This is a genomic window from Achromobacter deleyi, from assembly GCF_902859705.1.
Classification (GTDB): domain Bacteria; phylum Pseudomonadota; class Gammaproteobacteria; order Burkholderiales; family Burkholderiaceae_B; genus Achromobacter; species Achromobacter deleyi.
In genome coordinates this window covers 1-1,108 of record NZ_CADIJO010000061.1, presented here as the reverse complement: position 1 = coordinate 1,108, position 1,108 = coordinate 1, and the positions used below count along the sequence as shown (strand labels likewise).

General features: G+C 76.4%; 1 protein-coding gene. It reads left to right on the top strand.

From position 1 onward, the window contains the following. Positions 1-1,108 (top strand): hypothetical protein (locus HV798_RS31545; RefSeq protein WP_217481206.1); only part of this gene is annotated, 1,108 nt, incomplete at both ends.

Below are 1,108 nucleotides of genomic sequence, written 5' to 3'. Positions count from 1 at the left end.
AGGCGGCCTTCTGCTGACCGCCCCCGGCACCATCAACAACTCGGGCTCGATCACCGGCGGCGCGGGCGGCTTTGGCGGCGGCGGCGGTGCCGTGAACAACGGCATCGGCAACGGCACCGCTGCGGTCGCCGGCTCCGGCGGTGGCGGTGGCACGGGCGGCGACGGCATCCTGGCCACCTCGGGCGGCACCATCGTGAACGCCACCGTCGGCACCATCACGGGCGGCAATGGCGGCAACGGCGGCGGCTCGGGCAGTTCCAGCACCAGCGCCTCCGGCGTCACGGCCGTGGCCGGCAACGGCGGTGCGGCCGCCGCGGGCGGCAGCGGCGTCTTCCTGACGGGAGGCAGCACGGTGCTCAACGCCGGCACCATCCTGGGCGGCACCGGCGGCAACGGCGAAAACGGCGCGCAAGCCACCTTCCTGGGCGCCCTGCCCGGCACCACGGTCACCGCCGGCAGCGGCGGCGTGGGCGGCAATGGCGGCAACGGCGTGCTGGTCAATGGCAGCGGCGCTGTCATCAACAACGCCAACGCCACCATCGCGGGCGGCAATGGCGGCACCGGCGGCGGCGGCAATGCCCAGAGCGCGGGCGGCACCATCAACGGCGGCGCCGGGGCCGACGGCGGCACGGGCGGCAACGGCGTCCTCTTGAACCTGGGCGGCTCGGTCCTGAACCTGGGCACCATCCGCGGCGGCAACGGCAATCGGGGCGGCGGCGCGGGCCAGGTCACCGGCGTCGGCGTCGGCGGCGAAGCCGCGCGCGGCGGCCACGGCGTGTCGGTGATCGGCGACGCCGGAGTGACCAACCTGGCCGGCGGCGTCATCATCGGCGGCGAAGGCGGCGACGACAGCGCGGGCGGCGGCGGCAGCGGCGGCATCGGCGGCGATGGCGTATCGATCTCCGGCAGCGGCACGGTCACCAACAGCGGCCAGATCACTGGCGGTGGCGGCGGCAACGGCGCCAACGGCGTCAACGGCGCGGGCGGCGCGGGCAACAGCGGCGGCGCGGGCGTGCAGATCGTGGGTGCGGGCCGGGTCACCAACGTGGCCGGCGGCAAGATCACGGGCGGCAACGGCGGCACGGGCGGCGGCGGCACCGGCACGGGT